The organism is Vibrio sp. B1-2 (genome assembly GCF_963888445.1).
Classification (GTDB): domain Bacteria; phylum Pseudomonadota; class Gammaproteobacteria; order Enterobacterales; family Vibrionaceae; genus Vibrio; species Vibrio anguillarum.
In genome coordinates, this window is sequence record NZ_CAWPJH010000008.1 from 44956 (window position 1) to 66036 (window position 21081).

A 21081-nucleotide genomic window follows, 5' to 3' on the forward strand; every position below is an offset into this window, starting at 1 on the left:
ATGAATGGTTTAAAGCTTAATCACCACACGACCAGTCACTTGACCATTGGTGATCGTTTCAGCGTACTGCGCTGTTTGTTCGAGGGTGATTTCCTCACACGCTTGCTCAAAGTAGCTTGCAGGTAGCAGTTTCGCTAAGCTTTCCCATGCTGCCATGCGTTTTTCTAGCGGGCAAGAGACGGAGTCGACACCTTGCAGGCGTACATTGCGCAAAATGAACGGCATGACGGTGGTGGGTAAATCAAAACCACCCGCTAAACCACACGCGGCAACCGTGCTGTTGTAGTCCATTTGGGCTAACACTTTGGCTAACATTTTGCTGCCTACTGTATCGACCGCGCCAGTCCAAATCTGTTTTTCCAGCGGACGAGCTGGTTCTTCAAATTCGCTGCGATCAATAATGCGGCTTGCTCCTAGTTTTTCTAGCAGTGGACCATTTTGTTCAACACGACCCGTTACCGCAGCAACTGTATAACCTAGCTTAGCTAATAGTGTTACAGCAACTGAACCCACGCCGCCACTGGCACCCGTCACCAATATTTCACCCTTTTCCGGTTGAATACCCGCATCTAAAATGGCTTGCACGCAAAGCATGGCAGTAAAGCCAGCAGTGCCAATCATCATCGCTTTTTTGCTATCAAGGCCGTGCGCGAGTGGTACTAACCAATCGGCTTTCAAGCGTGCTTTTTGCGCCATACCACCCCAATGGTTTTCACCTACTCCCCAACCGGTTAGTACAACTTTATCACCGGTTTGGTAGCGAGTATCTTGAGATTCAAGTACGGTTCCCGCAAGATCAATGCCCGGTACCATAGGGAAATTGCGAATGATTTTGCCTTTACCTGTAATGGCTAAACCATCTTTGTAATTCAATGATGAGTAATCGACCGCGACTAAAACTTCACCTTGCGGTAATTGTGATTCGTCGATTTGTTCAATGGTGGCAACTGTGTTTTTTTCTTGTTGATTAAGGATTAACGCTTTAAACATTCGGATCTCCAGATTGGCACAGCAAGCATAAGATGTCGCTAAGTGTAGTACTGAATTAACTATGACTAAAATGAAACTTTAGCATTGGTTCTATGCGTATTATGCATCACTCATAAAAAATGCCAGTCGTGGGACTGGCATTGAGCTTTAGGATAAGAAGAACTGGTATGAAGGATTGTCTGTCTCATCTTTGCATTGGTAACCCAATTCTCTAAGGTGAGCGGAGAAGCGGTTTAAATCGCTCTCTTCGAGTTCAAAACCACACAATACGCGCCCATAATCGGCGCCATGATTGCGGTAATTAAACAAGCTAATGTTCCAGTGTGTGCCAAGCGTGCTGAGAAATTTCAGCAGAGCGCCCGGATATTCCGGAAATTCGAAGCTATATAATCGCTCTTTTAGCGGCTTAGAGGGTTTGCCTCCAATCATATAACGGACATGCAGTTTGGCCATTTCATCATCCGATAGATCCACCACAGGGTAGCCACCATGGCGTAAATCGTGAATGATGTTGTCGAGCTCTTCTTGCCCACTTAACAGGCGTACACCGACGAAAATGTTGGCCAGCTTGTCATCGTTATAGCGATAGTTGAACTCGGTGACCGCGCGACCGCCAATGATATTACAAAACTCAAAAAACGCGCCTTGGCGTTCAGGTATGGTCACCGCCAAAAGCCCTTCACGTTTTTCGCCTAGCTCACATCGCTCCGACACGTAACGCAAGCCGTGGAAATTGGTGTTAGCCCCTGAAAGTACGGTGCCTAACTGTTTATCCACCAGCTTATGTTTTTCCGCGAATTTCTTCAGACCAGCCAGAGCAAGCGCTCCAGAAGGTTCGGCAATCGCACGCGTGTCTTCGAAGATATCTTTAACCGCCGAGCAGATTTCATCGCTTGATACCGTAATGTGGCCATCAATGTATTGCTGACACAAACGGAAGGTTTCATCACCAATTCGTTTTACCGCGACACCGTCGGCAAACATGCTGACTTGGTCAAGCACTACGGGTTTACCTGCCTCGAGTGCTGCTTTTAAACAGGCAGAATCTTCAGGTTCAACGGCAATCACTTTGATTTCGGGCATCAGTTGTTTGATGAGTACCGCCACACCTGCGGCTAAACCGCCACCGCCGACGGGTACAAAAATGTAATCAAGGTGGCCATTTTGTTGCAGCATTTCCATGCCAATCGTGCCTTGCCCTGCAATGACCAGTGGGTGATCGAACGGTGGGACAAACGTATAACCTTGCTCGTGAGCCAAGCGTTCCGCTTCGGCTTTGGCTTCATCAAAGTTGTTGCCATGCAAAATCACCAAACCGCCAAAACCGCGCACCGCTTCGACTTTGATATCAGGGGTAGTTTTAGGCATCACAATGGTGGTTTTAATGCCTAATTTTGTTCCCGATAGAGCCATTCCCTGCGCGTGGTTGCCTGCTGACGCGGCAATCACCCCAGCTTGTTTTTGCACCTCAGATAAACTCGACACCATATTATAAGCGCCGCGTAATTTAAAAGAGTGCACAGGCTGGCGATCTTCACGCTTGAGCTGAACGCGATTTTTGATGCGTGCCGATAAGCGAGGCATATCCTGCAGTGGCGTCACCGTTGCGACGTCATACACGGGGGCGCGCAGGATCTGGCGCAGATAATCTGCGCCAGTTTGAGTTGCGTTACCTGAGTCGCTCATCCGCTAGCCCTCTAGCTTAGATTTGTCTCGAACAGCCCCTTTATCAGCGCTGGTGGCCATACTTGCGTAGGCTTTCAATGCCAAAGAGACTTCACGCTGGCGATTGACAGGTTTCCAACCGAGCTGGTCTTGTTTTACGCGGCGCTCAGCCAGTTCAGCTTCTGAAACGTTGAGCGTAATGGAGCGGTTTGGAATATCGATGGCGATAATATCCCCAGAATTCACCAAACCTATCGTTCCGCCGTTCGCAGCTTCTGGAGAAACGTGACCAATTGATAAACCGGAAGTGCCCCCAGAGAAACGACCGTCAGTCAGTAGCGCGCACTCTTTGCCTAGCCCCATTGATTTGAGGTACGTGGTTGGGTAAAGCATTTCTTGCATACCCGGGCCGCCTTTCGGGCCTTCATAGCGGATGACGACAACATCACCAGCCTTCACTTTACCGCCTAAAATACCTTCAACGGCACTTTCTTGGCTTTCAAAGACCACGGCTGGGCCTGCAAATTTCAGGCTACCTTCATCAACCCCTGCTGTCTTGACAATACAGCCGTCAACGGCAATGTTGCCTGATAGGACGGCTAGGCCACCATCTTGGCTAAAAGCATGCTCTTTGGTACGAATACAGCCTTCTTTGCGATCGTCATCGAGGCGATCCCATCGGCATTGTTGTGAGAAGGCTTTAGTGGTACGAATACCCGCAGGACCGGCACGGAAAAAGGTTAAGACGTCTTCATCTTGCGTTTGCATGATGTCGTATTGAGCCAGCTGCTCTTTCATCGATAAACCCAACACGGTGCGAGTTTGATTGTTGATGAGACCGGCGCGATCCAATTCACCAAGAATCGCCATCACGCCACCCGCGCGGTGTACATCTTCCATGTGATATTTTTGAGTCGATGGCGCGACTTTACACAGATGAGGTACGCGGCGTGACATGCGGTCGATATCACCCATGTCAAAATCGATTTCACCTTCTTGAGCGCCTGCTAATAGGTGCAATACCGTGTTGGTTGAGCCCCCCATAGCAATATCGAGTGCCATCGCATTTTCGAACGCGGCTTTGTTGGCAATATTACGCGGTAAGGCGGATGCATCATCTTGCTCGTAGTAACGCTTGGTTAATTCAACAATGCGTTTACCTGCGTTGATGAAGAGCGCTTCACGATCGGCATGCGTGGCCAACATCGAACCATTACCTGGTTGAGAAAGCCCCAACGCTTCGGTGAGACAGTTCATTGAGTTGGCGGTAAACATGCCAGAACAAGAACCACAGGTTGGGCAGGCCGAGCGTTCAATTTGTTCACTTTGTGCGTCGGAGACTTTAGGGTCCGCGCCTTGGATCATCGCATCGACTAAATCGAGTTTGATGATTTGATCAGAAAGCTTGGTTTTACCCGCTTCCATTGGCCCGCCAGAAACAAAGATGACGGGAATATTAATGCGCAGTGCCGCCATCATCATCCCAGGGGTGATTTTGTCGCAGTTGGAAATGCAGACCATCGCATCAGCGCAGTGCGCATTAACCATGTACTCGACAGAGTCTGCGATCAACTCGCGTGAGGGCAGTGAGTACAGCATGCCGCCATGTCCCATGGCGATACCATCATCTACCGCGATGGTATTAAATTCTTTGGCGATGCCGCCGGCTTTTTCGATTTCACCCGCAACCAATTGCCCCATATCTTTGAGGTGCACGTGGCCCGGTACGAATTGAGTGAACGAGTTAACCACCGCAATAATCGGCTTACCGAAATCTTCATCTTTGACGCCAGTGGCGCGCCATAATGCGCGCGCTCCAGCCATATTACGTCCGTGTGTCGTCGTTGCGGATCTATACTTTGGCATTGTCTATCGTCCTCTATTACTTCGGTTGTGGGTACACGTAATCCAACCAGCCCCACTTGTCTTCAGTGGTGCCGTTAAATAGGCCAAAGTAAGCTTCTTGCATCACTTTCGTGATTGGCCCACGTTTACCCTCTCCAACCGTAATTTGGTCTACGCTCCGTACAGGGACGATTTCGGCGGCGGTGCCAGTCATAAAAATTTCGTCAGCAAGATAGAGAGCTTCACGCGCAATGTTCACTTCACGCACTTCGTAACCCATTTCTTTAGCCAGCGTCATGATCGAATCACGCGTGATACCCGGCAAGATGGAGCTGGTGGTTGGTGGCGTGAGCAGCACACCGTTTTTGATGACGAAAATGTTTTCGCCTGCACCTTCAGATAAATAACCATCCACGCTTAAGGCGATACCTTCGGCATAGCCATGACGACGAGCTTCACCACCGACAAGCAGAGACGATAAATAGTTACCACCCGCTTTGGCTGCGGTTGGAATGGTGTTTGGCGCAGCGCGATGCCAGCTAGAAACCATCGCATCCACACCATTTTCTAGCGCTTCATCACCTAAGTAAGCACCCCAAGGGAAGGCGGCAATGATTAACTCCATTTCAGTATTCACTGGTGGGCAAACGCCAAGGCCAACGTTGCCAACAAAGCCAAGTGGGCGAATGTAGGCTGAATCCAGTTTATTGACGCGCAATGTTTCACGTGTCGCTTCCATGATCTCTTCTATCGTATAGGGGATAGGGAAACGGTAAATTTTTGCTGAATCTTTTAGGCGTTGAGCGTGCTCTTTATGACGGAAGACGATTGGACCTTTAGGAGTGTTATAACAACGCACACCTTCAAACACCGAAGTGCCGTAGTGCATCGCGTGTGTCAGTACATGAACGTTTGCATTTGCCCACGGAACCATTTTACCGTTGAACCAAATGTAATCTGCAGTTTTTGTTGCCATTTATTGCCTTCCTTATGCACAAATCTTTTGTTGTAAATTGTTATTCGGTAGTTCGTTATTTTTTATTGGGGTGACATCGACACTGCGAATATCCCATAATTTTTCAATTTGATTGATCAGTGTGCTGATGGGGCGATCACTATCAACAATGATTTCAATACTGGCGACTTTGCTGGCGTGGTTTTGCGTTGCGGCCACTTGTTTTATCACAAATCCACGATGGCGAATTACGCGCAGAACACGCTCTAATAGCACCGGTTTATCATCGGCTTTGATGTCTAATAGGTATCTATCCATTAGGTGTTCTCCAACATATCACTATTTGAGGCGCCCGGTGGTACAAGCGGCCATACGTTTTCTTCTTCATCAATCAAAACGTGAAGCAGATAAGCTGTTTTGCTGGCCAGCATTTCTTTAAGTGCTGGTTCAACTTCTTCTTTTTTGGTGATGGTTTTGCCAGGAATATCGAACGCCTTAGCTAGCATCACGAAATCTGGGTTGTCATCCAAAATTGTTTCGCTATGGCGGCCATCAAAGAACAGCGATTGCCATTGGCGCACCATACCTAAACGGTGGTTGTTCAGTAGTACCATCTTGACCGGGATTTGGCGGCGCTTGAGCGTACCAAGTTCTTGAACATTCATCATGAACGAGCCATCCCCAGAAATGAGAATGGATTGATCATCTGGGCGAGCAACGGCAGCGCCCATTGAGGCGGGCAACCCAAAGCCCATAGTGCCAAGGCCAGCTGAGGTGATGAAGTTCTGTGGAGCACGCGGTTGAATGTGTTGCGCGGCCCACATTTGATGTTGGCCAACGTCGGTTGAGACGATGGCTGAATCGGGCATCATGTCGGACAGTTGTTTGAGTAACAATGGCGCAAAAATGAGATCGCCCGGGTGGTCATAGCGCCACTTAAAGCCACTGCGCAAACTTTCACTGTGGTGAACCCACGGTGCGATATCACGCGTTAGTTCCAGTTGTGGAAGAATGAGATTGATGTCACCACGTAGTGACGCATTGGCGATACGGAGTTTATTAAACTCGGCCGCATCGATATCGATATGAATCACTTTGGCGTGTGGTGCAAAAGTATCCAGCTTTCCCGTTACTCGGTCATCAAAGCGCGCTCCAACCACAATCAGCAAATCACACTCTTGAACGACTAAGTTTGCCGCCTTAGTCCCGTGCATACCAAGCATGCCAAGATAGTGCGGGTCATTACGCTCAATCGTACCCAAGCCTTTTAAGGTGCTTACTGATGGCATCGGATTGAGGCGTAAAAACTCGCGTACGGAATCGGTCGCTTTGGCCAGTTGAACGCCACCGCCAACATACAATACAGGACGAGAGCTTTGTGAAAGCAGTTGTTGCGCTGCGTGAAGCTGCTCTTGGCTGGCAACTGGCATGGCTGGCGCAGTGAACGCAGGTAGCTCAGTCACGGGGGTTTTTGCCAGTTGTACATCTTTAGCGATATCCACAATCACCGGGCCGGGACGACCCGCTTTCGCTACCTCAAAGGCTTCGGCAAGGGTGGGTGCGAGATCGTGGATATCGGTAACGAGGTAGCTGTGTTTGGTGCAAGAGAGTGACATACCAATCACGTCCATCTCTTGAAAAGCATCGGTACCAATGTGTGAGCTTGCGACTTGGCCGGTGATGGCGACGAGGGGGATTGAGTCAAGAAATGCATCGGCAAGACCGGTGACCAAATTGGTCGCTCCAGGTCCTGAGGTGGCCATGCACACCGCGACATCTTGTGTCGAGCGCGCCATGCCAATCGCCGCCATGGCTGCACCTTGTTCGTGGCGACAGAGAATGTGTTCTACACCGCCATCGTATAATGCATCATAGATTGGCATGATAGCGCCGCCGGGATAACCAAAAACGGTTTTGATTCCCTGCTGCTTTAATGCGGCTACAACCAGTTGTGCTCCTGTCATCGTAACCCTCCCAAACTGTGTATGGCACAGTAAACCATGTTGTGTTTGCACTTCATGTGCGCTCCCATTCTTCCTGTCATATCGGGTTGGATAATCACCAACCAGTATGAACTTTTTAGTTTAATAGTTGTAAAAAAACCCCCGGACTTTTCAGTGCGGGGGTCTTTTGAATCTGGTGGTTATTTTGCGCCCACTAGCCCCCGCGCGGAATCAATAATGACCACGATAATCAGGCTTAGCAGTAGGTTAATGTGAGCGTTCAAATTCATCACTTAATTCTTAAAATAGTTGGCGTAATATCTTACGAAATTGTTCGCGTCTCTAGTGGTAACACACAATTCCGTTAAATGACAAGCAAAAACTCATTCTTTTTTCACATTCTTTCAGCATCACAACAAGCTATATAACAATCTCTCGTGTGCAAATAAGAGCGCAGAAACAGAACGAACACTTTTTAAACAACCACGAAGGAATGAAATGGGACTCGCAATTATTCACAGCCGAGCCAGTGTTGGCGTGCAAGCACCGACAGTGACAGTTGAAGTACATATTAGCAATGGTATGCCCGGTTTTACGTTGGTCGGCTTGCCAGAAACGACGGTAAAAGAGTCTCGTGATCGCGTGCGCAGCGCTATCATTAATTCCCGCTTTGAGTTTCCCGCCAAGCGTATTACGGTCAATCTAGCCCCTGCGGATCTCCCCAAAGAGGGTGGTCGATTTGATTTACCGATCGCGTTGGGTATTTTGGCGGCCTCACAGCAGATAGCGCTAACGAAGTTAGATGGGTATGAGTTTATTGGTGAATTAGCCTTATCTGGTGAGTTGCGTCCTGTTAAAGGTGTATTACCCGCCGCTTTAGCTGCGAATCGAGCCAAGCGCTGTTTGGTGGTGCCTCATGGTAATGGTGATCAAGCCGCGTTAGTGGCAAAGGATCAGCATAAATCGGCGCAAACGCTGCTTGAGGTGTGTGCTGATTTGTGTGGCCAGCAAACCCTCTCTCTTTTTCAAACCGAACCTAAACCGTGCCAAGCGAAAAGTACTCGCGATCTGCAAGATATCATTGGTCAACAGCAAGGAAAGCGAGCGTTAGAAATCGCAGCCGCGGGCAACCATAACCTGCTTTTTCTCGGTCCACCCGGAACGGGTAAAACCATGCTTGCCTCTCGGTTGTGTGATTTATTACCAGAAATGAATGAAGATGAAGCGATGGAAACTGCTTCGGTTGCTTCTCTGACTCCACAAGACATCAACCAGCACAACTGGAAGCAAAGGCCATTTCGCTCGCCTCACCATTCCAGTTCAATGGCGGCACTGGTCGGTGGCGGTTCTATTCCGAGGCCGGGGGAAATTTCTTTGGCACACAATGGGTTATTGTTTCTTGATGAAATGTCCGTAATCCCAATAATTAAAAACCATCAAAATCTAAATAAGTTGATGTATATTAATAAGTAAAGTTCTAATGCATACCTTTAATTTTCATTGACGGTAGTCACTATGACAACTAATGTAGTTATGAGTTGTCAATCTATGGAATGTGGTTGTGAATGTAAAAACACTAAATGGGCTTTCTTTATTAAAAACTGCACTGTCCGTCGAATACTCTAACTACCTAACACTTGCTGCTGAATCCTCAGTCCCCCAAGGAAATGGACAATTAGTATTGAATATTTATGCAGGTTACTGCTACTTGGTTGGACAAGGTAACTACAGTGCATTGGATATACTGAATGACTCAGCCTCGCTTAATACACATTTTCAATTGCTCGTTGGTTTTATATATAGCAGAGATGATATCACTATCGAGCGCCGATATGTCTTCGGTAATCAACTCAAAGTCCTTTTCCGCTACATTGCGCAAGATAAGCATTTAACCCTTGATGAAGTAAAGCTTTCTCGCGCCAAAGTTACAAATGACGTTTCGAACTGTCTAGCTCAGTTCCGAAAGCTTAATATAGATAAAACAAAAGCTGACTACCTTAGTGGTTGGCAGGTGGTATCAAAAGAAGGCAAAGAACATGAGGTTCACCTTGATACGCTTTATGTGCATTTTGGCGAAGCGTTTACAAACAAAGTGCATCTTACTCTAAAAAACTATGCTTATACCCAAAAATCATCATCTCTCGCTTGCGCATTAAATTGCTTTAAACAACTTTTTGCGGGTTGCTCCACTGTTTATAACGACCGAGACGGAGTAACAATAGAAGCCCTTTTAAGTCGTAATCATGTGCAGCTATTCTTCAACAAGGTGTTTAAAGTGTTATTTGTGCGCTCTCAAGCTGCTCAGAGGTGCCCAAAGATATTTCATGCTCGTTGGCGAGATATCATTAACTATTATACCGATTGCTTTATCAACACGGGTGTTTTTGCTGAGCCTTACAAGCCATTCATCGTTCCAGCCTGGAAAGACCCAAAAGATACAGCGCCTACCTTTTCAATTGGCGGCAATGCTACGCAGCCAGAAAGTCTTAGATGGTTTGCTAACATCCCACTCAAAATTAAAGATGAAGAGGTTGTTTCAATTATTAAGCAACGTGTAGATAGAGATATGGCGCATATCAGGCATGTGTGTCTCTTGAAACTTGAGGAACTTTTGGCGCGAGAAGATAGAAATAAAGCTTTTCAGAGCAATGGTTCCGTCAAGCCACTGAGCAGTAATAGCCATAATCCTCAATATAAAAACTTTGTTGGTGCAGATAAGTTAGACAATACCGTAGCAACCTTTTATGAACACGGCATCGCTGCAAAAGGCATTGGCTATCTATCATTTTTGGGGTTTTACGGTAATGCTGGCCAACTCAGCACAGAGTTAAATTTACCAACCAAATCAACACTGAATGTTCTTTTGACGCTTCTTGTGATGGAGCATCCTCTGATAACACCTTCTTGGTTAGCAAAGTGGGACTTATTTGATGTAAATGGCAATATGGTGGGCTACAAGCAGGTTGGTAATCAGCATATTGCGGTCAGTTACAAATCACGCAAAGGAGCGACCAATGCGCAGCAAGAAGTAGTGCTCAATGAGTTTTCTAAATCTATAGTTGAGTTCTTGATACAGCATACACGCATGAGCCGTGAACACCTGAAGCAAAAAGGGAATGTGAATTGGCGAAAGATGATTTTGACTGCAACCACTACCAATGCGCTATGCCCAAGCGACCTCAATGTCACTCTTCATTCGGCAAATGATTTTTATGATTGGGTTCAAGACAAATCGCTCTTTGATAAGAGCAGCGATATCACCCTGAAAGATGCCCAAGCCATTTCTGACATCCATTCATTACGTTCAATCAGACGAAACAGAGGCTTTCAAATTTACTTGGAAACACGTTCAATGGATGCCGTTGCCGAGGCGCTTGGTCATGAAAAGAAGGATGCAAACCTACTGACCTCTTACCTTCCTAAACCACTCATGGACTTCTTTAATGCACGTTGGGTACGTCAGTTTCAGAACGCTATTTTACTTGAAGCAATGAAAGATTCAGTGCATCGACTTGACGCTGTGAATATGAGTGCTCAAGGCATCGAAGAGTTCTTGAATAATCACGGAATAAGCAACATTCCAGAGCATTTCGATCATGGTTTTACTCAGCAGACGACTACTGACAGTGAAGTTTCAGAATCATTAGGGTTTGACCAGTTGATATACACTATCTCGACATCTCTTTTGCAGTTGTTGATGGCGATACGCCTTGTTGTTGAGAGTAGTGATGATGAGGAATCTTTTTTAGATATTGTGGCTCACTGGTATCAATCAGCAGTGTTTGTTTTAGATACCCTGAGTTCAGGCAAGCATAGTGCGGATGATGATTTAATGGGAATGCTTGATATTGCAAACAATAACAAGTTAGATACCGACTCGATTAAGGGGGCGCTGTTATGTTAAGTGTTGCTATCGACAATTCCTCTATTGCTAACCTCATTGAAAACATTGTGCAAGACCATTCGCTTTTGAATGGCCTAAGTGCCGAGACTCTTGAAAATATCATCAATTTCTCAGTAGCAAATGATGACTATCGAGCATTAGATATAATCACGAATATCCATACTGGCATCTACGGTTACGATGACAGACAGCCCGAATGGTTAGAATCCAGCTTTCCTGAAAACAAGTGGGTACTAACATTTGGCAAAAAACCAAAAACGATACATTGGGATACAGTGTGCTTAGATGATGGTAAGAAACTCACGGATAAAAAACACCAAAAGCTGTTAAATAGCTTTAAATACTGGATTACAGCAACAGACAACCCACTTGAAAACGGTGGGAAGGTTATCAGTCCAATAACGGCTTATCATAAAGTTAACAAAGTTATCGCTCTCATCAATGCGGTCTTGCTGCACTCGAAAGAATTGAAGTTAGCAAAATATCACCTTCTGAATGTGAATGATGACTTCTGGTTGAGCGTCTTGACGAAGTACGCCGAGCACGGAAATTTTCAAGGTGTGTATGAGTTTGATAAGCGCACTCAGGTATTACTTGATAACGCTTCTCAGAGTGTTTCTGATGTAGACGCACAAACATTTAAAGAGAAATTTTCCTACGTTACACAAGACATTGCGCAAAATGAAAGTTTCTTATGTCTAGCAGAGAGAGAAAAGGCGTGCGCTTGGCTCTTTGAACAAGGTTATTATAGCACTGGAGTAGCCATCAAATACTATGGCAACAGTGCTGTGCTGGGTGAGTTGCTGCTTAAAGGTAAGATGCTTTATCACGACATTAGTCTCCCCAACTACGCAGATCTTCATCTCAAAGCGCCAAGGCGAAACTCAGAGTATCAAGCGATTCAGAATAATGACGCTTCAATAGGCACGAATCAACGGACTATCTCGACATGCATTGAAGCCATTCGATTGATTCATACCAACCTTGAGCGTAAAGATGCTGCAAGTCCTTCAATCTTGTCCGAGCGTGTCAATGCAGGTCACATTAGCCAGTTAGTTAGCTTAAAAAAAGCAGGATGCACCCGCACCTTGCCGCCTACCTTTGTGTTTAATTTAATTCGTCAGTGCTATGAGTTTGCCAAAGAGCTCCTACCTACAGAGGAAGGCTCTACTACTTTACTGGATGAAACATTAACGCTGCTGTCTACAGCAAGAAGCAAATCTGCTGTAAGAAAGTCCAACACACTCCGCCCCAAAAAATGCGCTCTAGCTTGGAGTGAAGAGTTGCATCGAGAGATGCCTGGTTCGGAGCGAGGTTACTGGTTTCAAACGGAGGCTATCAATTGCCTGAGTAGTGAATACCTGAAAAAAGGGATAAAGCAGGCTCAAGGCTTTACTGATAGCGTTGAAAATCGACACGAAAGGATTCGATCCAACGAGAGCTTGTTTGATTTGTTCTCTGTACTGCAAGGTGCAATGCAGGTCTTGGTGGGGGCAATCATGGCTCGAAGACAAGATGAATTAATCACGTTGAAGCCACATGGCAACTTATCACCTAATGTAAGTCCCTTTTCAGAAGAAGGTGCAAAAACAGAGTACAACCTGATATTTAAGGTAAAAAAAACTGGTTCAAAAGGGGTAAACGCAACAATAGAAAGACCAATTCCCTTTTCTATTGCTAAGTTCATTTGGCAACTTGAGCAATTTAACATTAAAGCTAATGAGTTAAATTTAGCCAAAGGAAAGTTGTCTCTGTTTAACCATTTAAGCACAAAAAATTGCCAGTTAAGTCAGGTAGTGCACACGACCTACAACGCACACCTCGATGCTTTGTGTGATTACGTCGAAACGGACTTAGTGCAGTATGACAACGGTGAATACCGACGCAATTATGTTCGTCAGCACCAATTAAGACGTTTCTTTGCTATGGCATTCTTCTGGTCTAAAGGGTTTGATGGAATGGATGCCCTGCGTTGGATGCTTGGTCACTCAGATTTGGAGCATCTATACCATTACATCTCTGAGTCAGAGACTGGGGCGGTGCTTAATGGAGCAAAAGCCAGCGTAATTGTTCGTGGTGTTGTCGATTCCACTTCAGAGCTTGCCATGCTAGACGGGATAGAAGAGGTTCGCAAAATGATTGCTGAGCGGCTGACTGGTGATTGCTCAACACCTATTACTATAGAGTCGGTGAGCGAGGCTGCAGAAGACTATGATGATGAGTCTTACCTAACCATTCCGCACATTAGCCAAATTCAAAAAGAGCAGGACATTGAAACAGAGGTTATTCACCTTCTGGACGAGGGTCGAATCACACTGGAGCCAGAGTTTTTTACCATAGATGATAGTGATGGCAATGCCACTCAAACCTTTAATCTTATTTTAAAAATCAAAGACCTTGATTAAGGATTAGGCTAATGAAAGTTTTAGAGAAAAACCAAACCAAGGTACTTGAAACAGAAAATTTGTTGAGAGAAATAATCACATCTCCCGCTGAGTTTAAAGATGATGTGGAGCTGGTGAAGGCTCTCAAATCACAATCTGGCATCGCTAAATATCAGAATCAAGAGCGTAATATCACTTCGTGTTCATTAAACACGGTCAAAAACATCTCAGAAGCACTTCTGGAAAGAGGCTTTTTATCCTTAGATGAGCTTCGTATTAATGCAAAACTGGCGATAGAGGCTGCACATCACGATGAGAAAGCTACTAAAGGTAACAAGCAAACCGTCGTAGGTTTAAAGCATAAAGTCGCAGAGCTTGAGTCGGAATTGGATGCAGCGCAGCGCAGCAATTCTTTACTGACCGTTATGGTCTCTGAGTTGCGTTCTAGGCTAAAGCAACTAGCGCAGCATGAGGGCAAAGTAGAAGAGCGGCAGGAGATTTACCGAGAGCATAATCGGAAGATTGAAGCACAGATGAATTACACATTGAATGGAGAGGTTTGATGGCGGTTCGTAAGCTTAAAGGCTTTGAACAATGGAGCCACCTTGGGTTTGATGGCAAGCTTATCTTTCGTCAGCCTTTAGACATCCCTTTTGTTACTTACAGTAATCATGTGCCTTGCTATGAAGCCAATGCTTACATCCATATTCTGATACTAAGGAATCTATCAAGAGACACTATTCGAGGTTTTGCATACCATATTATTCACTTAGTGCACTTTATTGAAAAACAGCCACTATTGAGCCGGTTTAGCCAGCTTACGGACGCAACATTCACCCTTTTCATTCAATCACTACAAGCAGAGAGGGCACCACTTGGAGAGCTGAAACGCACCAATAACTCTGTTATTCAAATTGCTGATACTTGTCTTAAATTTTTGCAGTTTGTCCAAGAGTTTCACGACTTAAGTAACTTTATTGGCAAGGATAAAGGCAACTCAATTCAGATACTTGAAAAGCATTACAAACGAAAACAGGAAGGCTACAAAGGGTTCATTGAAGGCACTAAAATTACGCACCCTGCTGTACCAACAAAAGATGAGATCAAGAAACGTCACCCTGTTTCCTCTGATGATGCTTTACGTGTGTGGGAGTTTATCAAGACTCAGAAAAACAAAGATAAGCGTAGAAGGGACATGGCGTTATACACAGCAATGGAGCAACTAGGCGCTCGTGTAACGGAGCTTCATTTGATTAAAATGACCGATTACGAGGAAGCTAGACGCACAGGTATGCTCACTCTTACCACTTTAAAACGCAAAGACGAGAACGCCACTCGAAAGATACCTGTCCCACATTTGTTATTATCAGTGATTTCGGATTACATCAAAGTTCGCAAGAAATTCATGAGGAAGAAAAAAGTTCAACATGACTATCTGTTTATCAGCTTAAAAACAGGTCTACGCCTATCTGCCGATTCATGGACAACGTACATGAACTCATGGAAAAAAGAGCTTGGTATTGAGGGTGAGTTACATCCGCACCTGTGGAGGCACGCATACGTTACGGATAAGCTTAAGGAACTTATTCTGACCACTAAAGAAGTGAATGATAAAGATGATTTTCGAAAATATTTACTTCATACCGAAACATTTAAAATGCAGCTTCAACAGTGGACAGGTCACAAACGGCTTAGCTCTTTAGATGTATATATTGACCTCGCATTTGCAGATATTCACGGCTACACAGAGGTTTATAATGCAGTATCTCTAAAGTCGAGTGTTGACTTAGCAAAACGTCAGATTGAGTTGTTAGAAGAACAGATAGCAAGGAAGGAGTTGACGCCTACCGCAGCGTTGTGTGAGATAAAGGAACTATTGGGAGCTTTCCAATCCGATATAGATAAAAGCATTGTATCTTCGTCACAGTAAGGCTCATCACCAATCGGTCGCGTAACACGTCTTTGGACAGAAGTTTGTCAGCACTTTTGCTAAATTAGCTGTTCACGGATAACTTTTGATATTACAAAAGATTGAGTGACACCGATTGATACGGTGCCGTACGTGAAAGGAAGTAGACATAATGTGCATCGATAGAATCCATACTATCAGGCAACTTTTTCATTTTGTGAAACAACCAACTAGCTGATGATTAATTAGACTATAATACCTAGGTCATATAATTTAGAATGGTTAAGTAACAAATGTATAAGTATAACTATAAGTAAACAAAGACTTTTTACCAAGTCTTGTATTATTGGAGAAGCTATATGAAGATAAAACACAAGCTCTTTGGCCTGACATCACTTTCTATTCTTGCTCTTGTTGCCATTGTCGCCATTACAGAGGTCAGCAATTTAAAGCTGCTTAAGCTCGAGAAAACCTTTGTTGAAGTCAAGACCTTAGAGATTTCTTTGCTTGACCTAAATCGCATAAAATTAGAGTTCCTAGATGAGAGCTCCCCTTCAAAACGAACCGAATTCGGCACCGTGTACCGCCACTACCAACAACAGTCTGCTGCCCTGACGACCGACCTGACTGAACTTGAAATAGTCATTCCAGAGCTGACTAAACTTAGCAAAAAAATTTCTTTGTATGAAAAAGATTTTACTGAGCTGGTTGGTAGCTATGGTAAAGACACTAAGCATGACCAAGAGCTAAAGGATGAGATGAAGGTTCTGTTTAATGATATTTTCTCTATTCTCCACCATGTTGAAAAGGTGCTACAGGTTGAAATAGAGCATGCTCAAAGCTCTATACGTGGATTTATTGTTTTCTCCATTCCGAGTGTCGCGGCTTTATTTATCGTGCTCTCCTTTATTATTAGCAGAAGTATTCAAAGAAACATAGCCCAGCTTAGCCAAGTGATGACTATGGTAGCGGATAAGCATGATTTGACTATCAGAGCTCACGTGGAGAGCAACGACGAAATTGCCGATATATCAATGCAATTTAATACCTTATTGTCTAGTATTCAGCAGTTGGTCAGCCAAGTACAAGGTAGTGTCAATGAGCTTGGCGCAGCTTCGAGCCAACTTCAGCAAAGTAGTTTAGATACAGAAAAGGCCCTAAACCAGCAGCAACTTGAAACCGACTGCGTTGCAACGGCAGTTACAGAAATGGGCGAAACCATCAAAGAAATAGCCTCAACCACAGAGCAGGCATCAACCAATACACAGAAAAGCTATAACCTTGCAAATCAAGGGCTAAGTGATATTGCGATAACAAGAGATACCATCGCAGAGCTTTCTAGTGATTTGAGCGAGGCAAGCGATGAAGTTAACCGACTCTCAGAGCTATCCGAACAAATTAGCTCTGTTCTGGACGTTATCAAAGGCATTGCTGAGCAAACAAATTTGCTTGCACTTAATGCTGCAATAGAAGCCGCTCGAGCAGGTGAGCAAGGACGCGGATTTGCAGTCGTCGCAGACGAAGTAAGAACGCTCGCTGGCCAAACACAAAATTCAACGAAAGAGATCTCCAATATTATTTTGGCCATTCAAGAGCAAACTCAGACTGTGGTCGAGGTAATGCAGCAGTGCAGCGGTAAAGGTCAAAGTAGTTCGGAAGTTTCCGACCAAGCTTACTCAAGGCTTCAGTCAATAATGAGGGAAATGCAACTAGTATTGGATAACAGTACTCAAATTGCAGCGGCGGTAGAAGAGCAAAGCACCGTATCGGATGAAATAGCTCGCAACGTCAACGTGATAAGAGATTTATCTTCAATCAACGTACAAGCGGTATCTGAAAACACCCAGTCTACAACCGTAGTAGCGAATCAAGCGGATGATCTGACAGCCGCGGTTAGGATGTTTAAAACCTAGAGTTTAGATAGCTCGAGATAAACCAGTATCAACCTTACTCTACTCGATTCATCAGAAGCAAACCTTGACGGGCTTAAGTCTGTCAGGGTAAGAGCTAAAATGAGTAGTTATGCAACAAGCACTTTCTGCTTAACTTTAACATTTTTGCTCGGTTTTGGGAGTTTCCGAGCACCGCCCCTCAACCGTCAGCCATTAGGAAAAGTACTGCAATTCCAGTGGTGTGTTCTGCCGCTGAGTAAATACGTTAACAAACTTTGGGGCAAAGACGTGCTGCCACGTCTATGGACACAAGCGAGTTAACATAAATACTCTACTATCCCGCTTTGAGATAACTTCTCGTATCTCAAAATGCAATCAGGCACCGCTTTAAGCAGTGTCTGAGATGGAAGGTTTTGGATATTTTCAATCATGGTTTAAGCGCATCAAAAGCTCGCATGGTTGCATAATAATGCCTCCTAAATGCATATATAAACAAAATTAAATCTACCCACGAATACTGCCGTTCATGGGTAAATCTTTATTTTGGGCTAATAAATTCCTATTGAGATGAGTTAGACTTTGAATTTTCTTGTGTATTCTGTCAATGTTTCAGCAGAACGAGCAACTTCCTAACTTGCCGCAAGCAACTGTTGAGAGCTGGCTGAAGTTTCTATCGACACTTCGCTAATGTGCAAAATTCGTTTGTTGATATCTTCACTAACTTGAGCTTGCTCTTCTGATGCAGTTGAAATCTGAGCCATCATGTCGTCAATTTTTGCCATTGCAATATTAATTTCTTCGAAAGCTTCGACTGTTCTTCGAGAAACCGAGCTCGTGGATTCTGCCTGCTCAACACTCTTTTGCATCTTAGACACTGACGTTTTCGCCGCTCCCTGAACCGTAGAGACAATGTCTTGTATATCGGCAGCTGAATCTTGCGTCTTTTGGGCTAATTGTCTTACTTCATCTGCAACTACCGCGAAACCTCTGCCATTCTCACCTGCTCTGGCTGCTTCAATTGCAGCATTAAGTGCCAGCAGGTTTGTTTGTTCAGTGATGGTTTGTATTACTGTAAGTACCTGATCAATCTGGTCAGTACTTTGTACCAGTGCGTCCATATCATGTGCTGTGCTCGTGACATTATTAACCAAAGTGTCAATCGATGCCATACTGTTATTGAGCATAGTTATGCCCTCTTCAGTCTTGTCATGCGCTTCTTTCGATATCAGTGCAGCATTTTCCGTATTATGTGCAACATTATTGACGGTACTGGTCATTTGGTTGATTGCAGTTGCCACCATCTCTGTGTCAGTTTGCTGATTAGCAACCGCTGCGGTGGTTTGCTCAGAGGCAACCGAGGTTTCTTCAGCCGTTGAAGCCAATACCTGACTAGATTCCAGAATCTGGCTAATGAGCGCTTTCAGGTTGGTGGACATATCTCTCAGGGAAGCATATACACTGCCAGATTGTACTTTGCTGTCAAATTGATGGGTTAAGTCACCATTAGCAATTTGTTCTGCTAACTGCATCATTTCCCGAGGCTCTCCGCCAATCGGACGTATAATCATTTTAGGCATGAATACAGAAACCGTAGCGCCCAGGATAAATGCAATCAAAGAGGTTACGATAATGATGGTTAAGTTATTCTCTGTATCCGTTTGCACTTTAGGACCCAGCACATCTTGGTCATTTTTTACGGATAGTTTTACTTTCTCAATATCACCTGCCACCTTTGCTCCAATAACATTTAAGGTGTTGTTGATGAGGTCGTTCCGCTCTTTTATAGTGCTATCGACACTATTAAATGCCTCAAGGTATTGCGAATGACTATCCGTGACTTTCATGAGCAGAGCCCGCCTGACACTGTTTTGAAGGCTGTTATCCAGCTTTTTCAGGAATACTGGTATTTCATCAGAAAGCTTCTGCCGGGCTCTTTGGGCATCCTCCTGGCTATTAGTAACCAGGTATTTGGTAACGTAAAGGCGAGCCAGTAAAAGGTGTTCTTGTAATTGTGCCGCAAAGAATGAAGCTTCTGCGTCGTTGTCATTGTAGGCAGAGACGATAATGTCTGATAGTGCTTGTCGCATGGTCAAACCATTTGGTTCCAATTTCTCCTTTACGATTTGATTTCTTTTTCCAAACAACTGAACCACTTGCTCAAAACCATGCTGGTAGTCATCGACTTCCGAGATGATGCTTTGCACCAAAGCGGCTCTTTGGGGGGTCTGAATTTCTTTTTCTGCTTCTTGCAGGAAATCCACGATTTGGGATTTCCGGTCTTCATATTGCGTGATTGAGTTATCGGATTGCGTGTTAATGTAGTTGAGTACGGCTAATCTCATTGTCAATATATTAGCCTGAACTCGACCTGCCAAATTGGTATCCCTTGCCAGCCCTCTGTAATCTACAAACCCAGCTTGCATTTGGTTAAAGCCTGCAAGGGAGGTAAGAGAGATGACAGACAGTAACAGCAAGATAACACCAAAAGAAATATAGAGTTGTACACTCAGTTTTAGACGACTAAACATAGCGAAATGAACCCTTTTTGAGACTAATTAAATTCAACGTTAGAGAATATAAATAACTCAACAACGCAGTGATGAGTCGCGATTATGAATGGTCAGATTTTGAGAGTAAAGGATTTGAGGAGCCAGCAAGCAGTGAATTGTCATAGCCTAGAGTTAGCTTCTTTAGCTTTAAACTCGAGTAACAATTTCACAAGATATTCTGATTTCGGCTTGCGTAAGTTGTATCTACGAAAAACATCGTTTGCGATATCCCACTTGTCTACTTTAGCCAAGTAAGTCAAATAACTTTCCATCACATCAAAGCCTCAGGGCAACTAAGATAAATACAGTTGCCCTGATATAGTCATTTACTTGGTTTATTTAGAAATAGAATTTTAAACCAGAAATACCAGACCATTGTTCAGATTCTCGATAAGTTTTATAGCTAGCACCGAGCTCAAGAGCGAAGTGATCTGTAAAGTTTATTTCACCTGTCAAAGAGAATTTATTCATCGGATCTTTATCAACATGAGAGTAACGATAGCTAGGAGTCAATGTTAAGAAGCTGATAGGGACAAACTTTACGCCAAGGTGAGCAGAGGGACTGTACTCATTAAATTTGCCACTCCCACGTTCTACATCAATTCGATTTATACCCAATGATAGAAATGGGAAAGCACCATTAGCGTAACCGTTAATACCGAGCCCCGCATAATGATCTCGATATTGGGTTTTGCCCGTACTCATTCCTGTAAATTCGGCTTCAAAAAATACGTGTCTGTTGAATGTTGTCGTTAACGTCGCATATCCACCGACAAGGTCTTGCTCACCTTTTTTAGCGTATGATGAGCCTAAATATTGCTCAAGGCCATTATTTTGCCCTGCTTGTAATCCAAAACTAAAACTATTGAAATAATTCGTTTCAGCATTCACTAAATTAGGTGTTATTAAAATAAAACCTATAAGTATGTTTGCTTTTCTCATTGTTTTTCTTCCTGTTTTTAGGTGTAGAAAATAATGGTTATTTTATAAATGATCAAACATTATTTTTGGTAATATTTTTATACAATTGATTATATTTCTTAAT

14 protein-coding genes are annotated in these 21081 nt (G+C 44.3%); 6 read left to right on the plus strand and 8 right to left on the minus strand.

Translation table 11 applies throughout. The features are described from left to right. Positions 1-9 precede the first annotated feature (9 nt). The 6 genes from acuI to ilvG form a co-directional block, all read right to left on the minus strand. Complete coding sequence (acuI, locus tag AACQ75_RS04150; RefSeq protein ID WP_170889558.1) at positions 10-990, minus strand: acrylyl-CoA reductase (NADPH); 981 nt, start codon at positions 988-990, stop codon at positions 10-12. Positions 991-1137: 147 nt separating this feature from the next. After that, on the minus strand, positions 1138-2676 hold the full coding sequence (gene ilvA / locus AACQ75_RS04155; protein WP_017047825.1) for a threonine ammonia-lyase, biosynthetic: 1539 nt from the start codon (positions 2674-2676) through the stop codon (positions 1138-1140). A gap of 3 nt (positions 2677-2679) precedes the next feature. Beyond that, positions 2680-4521 (minus strand): dihydroxy-acid dehydratase, encoded by a 1842-nt coding sequence (gene ilvD / locus AACQ75_RS04160; RefSeq protein ID WP_017046358.1) that lies wholly within the window; start codon positions 4519-4521, stop codon positions 2680-2682. 16 nt (positions 4522-4537) lie between these two features. Beyond that, positions 4538-5476, minus strand: coding sequence for a branched-chain-amino-acid transaminase (ilvE, locus tag AACQ75_RS04165; RefSeq protein WP_170889560.1), 939 nt, complete (start codon positions 5474-5476; stop codon positions 4538-4540). Positions 5477-5488: 12 nt separating this feature from the next. Next, positions 5489-5773 carry an acetolactate synthase 2 small subunit gene (gene ilvM, locus AACQ75_RS04170; protein ID WP_094163140.1) on the minus strand — a complete coding sequence of 95 codons (285 nt, stop codon included), beginning with the start codon at positions 5771-5773 and terminating at the stop codon, positions 5489-5491. Next, a complete protein-coding gene (ilvG, locus tag AACQ75_RS04175; protein ID WP_010319929.1) occupies positions 5773-7419 on the minus strand; it encodes an acetolactate synthase 2 catalytic subunit in 1647 nt (548 codons plus the stop codon). The genes ilvM and ilvG overlap by 1 nt, the downstream gene beginning before the upstream one ends. A 477-nt stretch (positions 7420-7896) precedes the next feature. On the opposite strand from ilvG, the gene AACQ75_RS04180 reads away from it, so the two are divergent. The 6 genes from AACQ75_RS04180 (at position 7897) to AACQ75_RS04205 (ending at position 17508) form a co-directional block, all read left to right on the plus strand. Continuing rightward, positions 7897-8871 carry a YifB family Mg chelatase-like AAA ATPase gene (locus AACQ75_RS04180; RefSeq protein ID WP_170889562.1) on the plus strand — a complete coding sequence of 325 codons (975 nt, stop codon included), beginning with the start codon at positions 7897-7899 and terminating at the stop codon, positions 8869-8871. Between the two features lie 88 nt (positions 8872-8959). Then, positions 8960-11302, plus strand: coding sequence for a hypothetical protein (locus AACQ75_RS04185; protein WP_064624016.1), 2343 nt, complete (start codon positions 8960-8962; stop codon positions 11300-11302). After that, complete coding sequence (locus tag AACQ75_RS04190; protein WP_064624018.1) at positions 11296-13707, plus strand: hypothetical protein; 2412 nt, start codon at positions 11296-11298, stop codon at positions 13705-13707. Before AACQ75_RS04185 ends, AACQ75_RS04190 begins: the two co-directional genes overlap by 7 nt. Positions 13708-13718: 11 nt before the next feature. Beyond that, positions 13719-14249 carry a hypothetical protein gene (locus tag AACQ75_RS04195; protein WP_064624019.1) on the plus strand — a complete coding sequence of 177 codons (531 nt, stop codon included), beginning with the start codon at positions 13719-13721 and terminating at the stop codon, positions 14247-14249. Continuing rightward, entirely contained in the window at positions 14249-15616 is a 1368-nt protein-coding gene (locus tag AACQ75_RS04200; protein ID WP_064624020.1) for a site-specific integrase, read from the plus strand. Before AACQ75_RS04195 ends, AACQ75_RS04200 begins: the two co-directional genes overlap by 1 nt. A gap of 338 nt (positions 15617-15954) precedes the next feature. Continuing rightward, positions 15955-17508: a methyl-accepting chemotaxis protein gene (locus AACQ75_RS04205; RefSeq protein ID WP_064624021.1), complete on the plus strand. Its 1554-nt coding sequence runs from the start codon at positions 15955-15957 to the stop codon at positions 17506-17508. A 608-nt stretch (positions 17509-18116) separates the two neighbouring features. Here the strand turns inward: AACQ75_RS04205 and AACQ75_RS04210 are convergent. Together AACQ75_RS04210 and AACQ75_RS04215 are read right to left on the minus strand one after the other, a co-directional pair. Continuing rightward, positions 18117-20015 (minus strand): methyl-accepting chemotaxis protein, encoded by a 1899-nt coding sequence (locus AACQ75_RS04210; RefSeq protein WP_064624023.1) that lies wholly within the window; start codon positions 20013-20015, stop codon positions 18117-18119. A gap of 360 nt (positions 20016-20375) precedes the next feature. Further along, the gene (locus AACQ75_RS04215) at positions 20376-20978 is read right to left on the minus strand and encodes a hypothetical protein (protein WP_064624025.1); all 603 of its coding nucleotides are present in this window, start codon (positions 20976-20978) and stop codon (positions 20376-20378) included. Positions 20979-21081: the final 103 nt, after the last annotated feature.